Here is a 6,242-nt window from a genome sequence, read left to right as displayed (position 1 = left end):
AGACAAGGCAGAGGATTGGGTCACCCTGACTCTCTGGCGACGTCTCCAGGAAAAATTGCGGGAAGTGCTGTATAAAATCTCCCTAGAAGAACTCTATTACGACGCCCGCAGCTGGCAAGCTGCCCAAGGTGAGAACACAAATTTTATGGTTTAGGGCAAACTCTTCGCTATGGTTAGTAAATAAATTCCCGCCTTAACCATGGCCGATCAGGTAGTTGAAATTCTCTCTGCAGACGCGATTCGCCGTACCCTAAACCGCTTAGCTTCTGAAATCATTGAGCGGACCGATCACCTAGCTGACCTAGTTTTGGTCGGTATCCATACGCGGGGTGTGCCCTTAGCCCATACTGTTGCCCAGCAAATGGAACGGCTAGAAGGAATAGCAATCCCCGTAGGGGAGCTGGACATTACGTTTTATCGAGACGATCTCGATAAAATCAGTACCCGTACCCCAGCTAAAAGTTCAATGCCCTGCGATCTGACCGGGAAAAAAGTGGTGCTGGTGGATGATGTTATTTTTAGCGGTCGCACGATTCGAGCCGCACTGAATGCCGTCCTCGACTATGGACGGCCCAATCTCATCCGTCTGGCCGTGCTGATTGATCGAGGCCATCGACAGTTGCCCATTCACCCAGACTTTATTGGGAAATCGCTGCCCACGGCCCGTGAAGAGGTAATCAATGTACAGCTAATGCCCATCGACAAAAAAGATACGGTGGAATTGTCGAGGCCCAAATGAGCGGAAAATGCCTAGCTAGCAGACGTCAGCCAGGCTGCTGGCACCCATTCTGAAGGGTAAAGTCCTAACCAGGCCAGGTTTTGAGTGTAGTACGCGGAATCACCATCCCAAAAATCATTGGGGTCTGCCAGCACCAGCTTTTCTGCGCGAATAGACTCTGCCACCTCGGCATCTAAATGGCGAGCAGCCGGATACACCATGGCATATTGGGAGGTGGCTCCATAGTCCACCATAGCCTCACCCGCCAGGTCGATCTGGGCCGACAGTTTCTGCTCCTGCTGCCATCGGTCCAACAGAGCTGGCAGGTGGTCATTGAGATAGTGTCCCGCTGGAGCAGACTTAAACCACATTAAATCGAGGGCTACTCGCCACCACACGCGATAGGCGTCAAACCCATACAGGCTTTTGATGGGCGCTGTGGCCGGTAAGGGGCGATAGTGGGGTGTTTCACTGTGGAGTAAGACCCAATCGCTGGGCAGCCCCAGGTCTGATATTTGAGAACTCTCCTCCAGCATTCTATAGCCGGTGTTGATCAGCTCTAGCCAGTCGTGACGGCGATCGACTTGAGCGAATATCCGGAAAGCATAGGGGGCAACATAGGAGGGATTGAGATACCAGGTCTCGGGAGACGGATGAAAAGCATCGATGGGGCCAGGTAGCAAGTAGCGTCCGGACAGATCGTCGGTCAATGAAATATCAGCGGTGGAGAATTCCCAAATGTCGCTGAGTTTGGTTTTGGCCAGGTTAAGATAGGCGGGCTTTTTCCACCGTCGTGCTGCCATAATCAGCGCGGTGGCAGCGTCGATGTCGGCATCGGTGGCAAAGTTTTGGTCCAAAATCCCCCATGTTTTAGCCTCCCCTGGGGCCGCGTCAGGCCCCCACTTCCAGGCCCACAGATGGTCGACCAGACCATCATCATCAAGCCGTTCTAGATTTTGTTCTCCCCAGGTGAGGACTCGATCAAAGGTTTCCGCATCATCGATCAGCACCGCCCGTAGCATGGCGTAGGCCTGACCTTCAGAGGTGGTGCGCTGGTCGTCATTTTCCCAGTCGATCACCCGACCATCGGCTTGAATAAAGCGATCGCGATAACGCTGCCAGGTTGTCTCAAAAAAAGGACGGTCAATCCCGGCGGATGCCGTCTCAAGTGTGATCCCTGAGGGTAGCTGGGTGGGCAATTCATAAACAGCTTGAGACTGAACCGGTGGCAGACAGCTGGCAATAAAAACATTGGCTATGCAACCGACGAGCGCCAGACAGCCCCAGCGCTTTATCCATTTAAAGACCGCTCTCGACAACATGTTTGTCTCATCCTTTTGTCTGGCCTGGTGTTGTTAATGTCCTAACAAATGAAAATAGCTCTATATCTCATGGCTTGCCACTTATAAAAATGGCTCTACACCTGATGGGTAATACTGCGTATCAATCTGCGTATCAATTGCCAGGATAGGGGCAGTGTGCCAAGGAGCCACTGCCCCTATCCTGGCACACCGCCTCAGAACTCATGCAAATTGCGCGCTGAGATTCACGCTTTTAACAAACAACGGCTCTAGCTTTAGAAACAGTTTAATAACGTTCCCAAACAGGCTGGAACCCTCGGTGTAGCAACAGACCTTCTTTAATGAGGAGTTCCTGACGCTGTAGGCCAATACTGCTGGGCACTCGACTCTGGAGGGCGTTGATTTCCTCTAGGGCCTGCAAGGGGCGGTCTTGCGCCACCGTGAGGCTGATGGAGGTCTGACGTAGGTTGATGTCGTCGGGTGCGATCGCAATGGCCTGATCGTACAGACGATGCGCTTCTTGATACCGCAGCTGCTGGAACCGTACCCCTGCTAGCCCTACAATCGCATCAAACTGCTCGGGATTGCGCTCCAGCAAAGTTTCATAGGCTCTGGATGCCGTAGATAGCTTACCCGTATCCTGGGCAATCTGACCCTGGAGCAAGTAAACCTCCGGAGCCTCCGGATTGGCCGCCACCAGCTGGGCCGCCGCCTCGTTGGCCGCATCTGGATCGCTCATCGCCAGTACCTGGATCTGCCGTTGACGAATCAGCAACGAGCTAGGATTGGTCACTAATAGAGACTCATAAATAGCGCTACGGGCCGGATCGGCGGGGAGAGCCCCCACCAAACTGTATAGCTCAGGCGGATTCTCATTGGCAGAGTGGGCAGCTAGCCACTGCTCTAGCACCGATTCAGCAGTTTCAACCGAGATAAACTTCCCCTGGTAGGCCAAGCTCGTCTGGCCTAGGATTTTGGCATCATTGCCAGGGTTGAGGGCAATAATCTCTTCATATAGACTTAGCGCGTCTGCGTAGCGGCCTTGACCTTGATAGATACCGGCCAACCCCTGCAGCGCCCCAGTTACCACCTCATTGCTGCTGCTAGGGCTATTAATTAACTGCTGATAAATCGCGATGCTTGTATCAAGATCGTCCTGACGACGGGCCTGCTCAGCTTGGAATAGCAGTACAGCCGGATCGTCCCCAGCGTATAACCGCAGCTGCTCTTGGGCTAGCTCTAGCTTGTTTTGCTGCAGATAAATCTGTCCCAGACGATAGTGGAGAAAGGGCTCTGCCGAAGTGGCCGCCAGCACCTCTTGATAAAACGGCAGCAGTTCCACATCCGGCGGATCCAGCTGGGCTAGACCACTGGCAATGTAGCGCAGCTGAGTAGGATTCTGGGGCAGGGTGATGGCCAGCAGCCGCTGCCGCAGTTCCTGGGCCGAAATTTGAGCCAGCTGTCGCTCCCAGACACTGGCCTGGACATAAAGACTAATATCGTCAGGATACTGAGCCGCCAGCTGTTGGTAGGTAGCTAGGGTGGTGGACCGACTGCTGGCATATACACTGAGGGCATCTGCCGCTTCCCGAGCTGTGCCCACCGTCAAACTTGAACTGGACAGGATTTCTCTATAGGCACCAATAGCCCGTGTTCGCACCGCAGGGGCATCGGTATAGAAACTCATGCTCCTCAATGCCCGAGCCACCATCAGAGACTGACCTTGAATCGTATCCAGCAGGGCTAGACCCCGTTCATACTCACCATTGGCCGCATAGGACGTGGCTAGCTCTGCCTTGAGCTGGGCCTGCTCAGTCACATCCCCGTTAACATCGAGCAAGGGCTCTAGGACCGTAATGGCAGTGTCGGCCCGACCCTGCTGCCGGAGAGCAAAGCTGTAAGCCTGGGCCTCGTAAATTTTGAGGGTTTGACCGGTGCTGACATAGCGTTCAAAAAGCTCAACAGACTGGGCAGAGCGACCACCATAGGCAAACACCTGGGCCGCACCAATCTGGGTTTCTAGACTAGGCGTCTGGGCCAGGGCAATGTCATAGTCAGCAACAGCCTCAGTCAAACGGCCTTGGTAGAATAGCAGCAGGGCTCGCTGGGCTCTCACCTCACCATCCTGGACGTACCCCGGCTGCTCCAGCAGCGTTGTCAACGCTTCAATGCCCACATTTCGCCACTCAGGGCGATAGGTGCCCAGCAGTCCTAACGTTTTAAGCGCTTCCACATTAGTGGGCTCTAGAACCGTCAGCCGTCGAAACGCCTCAAAAGCATTAGCATCCTGCCCCAGTTTCAGATAGGAGCGGGCCAACCCCAGCTGAGCCAGGCCAGAGTCAGGGTACTGCTGCACCGCTTGTAAAAACTTTTCTAAGGCCGGGTCAATCCAACCCTTCTCAAATAGGGCATAGCCTTCACGTACCAACGTCGGCTGGTTATCTAGATTGGGTAGCTGGGCCAATACCGGCTGAGCCAGCACCAGGGGAGTAGCAGTCAGTAAATTAAAGCTGAGACACAGACCCAGCGTGCGACGATACCAGTTCATAACAGTGAGTGTTTCCTATAGATTCTTCTGGAGTCTTCCGTATATCAAGAGATAAAGGCAATAAGGCCAACTAATCAAAAAGCTCTAATAAGTCCCAGTCGGCGCGAATACGGAATCCCAATACCGACTCAGAAAATTCATCCCGTAGCTGCCAGCTAACGGCAGCTCGGGCGTTGGGTGCCAGCCGAATGTCGTAAAACGTTTCCAATACATCAGGGCGATCGCCCTGGCGGCGATCGTTATCGCTCAGCCCACGGCCATAGCCGATGCCAAAGCGATCATCGTCGATAAATAAGTCCAGAAAGTTCACACCAAAACTGTAGGTGTTACCTGAAATATCCAAATCAGCATTTCTGTGGTGACCGTAGCGACCAAACAGCCCAGCGTTTAGCTCAGGAATAAACCACTCGGCGTTAATGCCGTAGGCCACCTCGCGATCGCCCTCTCGGGGTCCAAATACCCCATTGCGGTTGAACTGAAAACTCTCTGGGATACCATCGCGATCGCCATCATCCGTTGAGCTGACATAGGTACCGCGCACAATCAGATTGCCAAGGTTCACACCGATTTCACCGGCAACAGCATCCAGCGTTAAATCATCAAATCCACCAGACGAGAACGTCGCTGCTTTGAGAATCACCTCATCAATCGGTCGCCAGTGTAGCAAGGCTGCAGGTTTAGACTCTAGCTGGGTGGCAGCTAGGGCCGGGTTGGTCTGAAAAACTGGATTAATAAAGTGGGTCAGACTATCTTTGGCAAAACTATTGCGATCAAAAAATGATGATAGTTCTATAAGACCGACGGCTCCCCGCAAGTTAGGGGCATTGGGCGGCGAGGCCACCACGAAAAGTTCGCTGACGTTAAACCCGGTCGAAGACGTATCTGAAAAGGCGTCACCCGTGGACAGATCAACGGCACCCACCACGGCAACATTAGATTCTAAAAAATAGTGACCATAAACTCGGGCTCGGGCCGAAAACTCATCGCCTTCTTGAATGGCCGCCGTCTGAAGCTTTAAAGACGGCGGCGTTAGGGGACCCTCCACCGACTCAGTCTCTCCGTCTGCTGTGTTGTCAGGCAGAGCTTCAGTCTCAGATAGGGGCGCAAGCACCCCATCTTCGGACATCTCTACGGAGTTTTCATCAAAGAAAAACGGATCGGAGGGATCCGCCAGTTCACCGGAGTTTTCCTGGGCCAATAGGATGGGGTCAGCTGCAGATACGTCGCGTTCTAACTCGGCTGCGATCGCTAAAATGTCGGCTTCGGCTTCATTAGCTGTGTCTTCAGCAACTTCAGACTCTTCTGCATCCAAGTCTGAGTCTAAGACTTCAGAAGCTTCGGAAGCTTCGGAGGCTAGGGTGACATCTTCCGCTGCTGTCGGCAGGGCCATCACTGGAGCGGCAATGGCTGCCATGGCGATCCATACCATCCAAGACATCAGTGGCAGTGCCTGAAAATTCCTAGCGATATCCCTCATAGTCCTTTCCAATAAATGTTCGTGTTTAAGTATGTTTTGGCGTTGCCGATGGGTGCGAAGGAACGTTGGCAAATAGCAACATTCCCAGCGAACACGCCCAATCAGCCACTGCTAATTTTTCTAGATAGTGTTTACCCTGATATCGCATCACTCATTAGAGGTTGACAGCCAGAGTTACCATCGGTATTCACCCTATAG

At 53.2% G+C, this 6,242-nt stretch carries 4 protein-coding genes; 1 reads left to right on the top strand and 3 read right to left on the bottom strand.

Translation table 11 applies throughout. The annotated features are described in order from the left end of the window. Window positions 1–199 precede the first annotated feature (199 nt). Window positions 200–739 carry a bifunctional pyr operon transcriptional regulator/uracil phosphoribosyltransferase PyrR gene (gene pyrR / locus IQ260_RS25845; RefSeq protein ID WP_193995959.1) on the top strand — a complete coding sequence of 180 codons (540 nt, stop codon included), beginning with the start codon at window positions 200–202 and terminating at the stop codon, window positions 737–739. Between the two features lie 11 nt (window positions 740–750). Here pyrR and IQ260_RS25840 read toward each other — a convergent pair whose 3' ends face one another. The 3 genes from IQ260_RS25840 to IQ260_RS25830 form a co-directional block, all read right to left on the bottom strand. Further along, complete coding sequence (locus IQ260_RS25840; protein WP_193995958.1) at window positions 751–2,040, bottom strand: glycosyl hydrolase family 8; 1,290 nt, start codon at window positions 2,038–2,040, stop codon at window positions 751–753. Window positions 2,041–2,305: 265 nt separating this feature from the next. Next, window positions 2,306–4,567: a tetratricopeptide repeat protein gene (locus IQ260_RS25835; protein WP_193995957.1), complete on the bottom strand. Its 2,262-nt coding sequence runs from the start codon at window positions 4,565–4,567 to the stop codon at window positions 2,306–2,308. 70 nt (window positions 4,568–4,637) lie between these two features. Further along, a complete protein-coding gene (locus tag IQ260_RS25830; RefSeq protein WP_193995956.1) occupies window positions 4,638–6,005 on the bottom strand; it encodes a hypothetical protein in 1,368 nt (455 codons plus the stop codon). Window positions 6,006–6,242: the final 237 nt, after the last annotated feature.

The organism is Leptolyngbya cf. ectocarpi LEGE 11479, assembly GCF_015207065.1.
Lineage (GTDB): Bacteria > Cyanobacteriota > Cyanobacteriia > Phormidesmidales > Phormidesmidaceae > Leptothoe > Leptothoe ectocarpi.
Note: the sequence above shows the minus strand (reverse complement) of the source record. Positions and strands in the feature narration are given on the sequence as shown.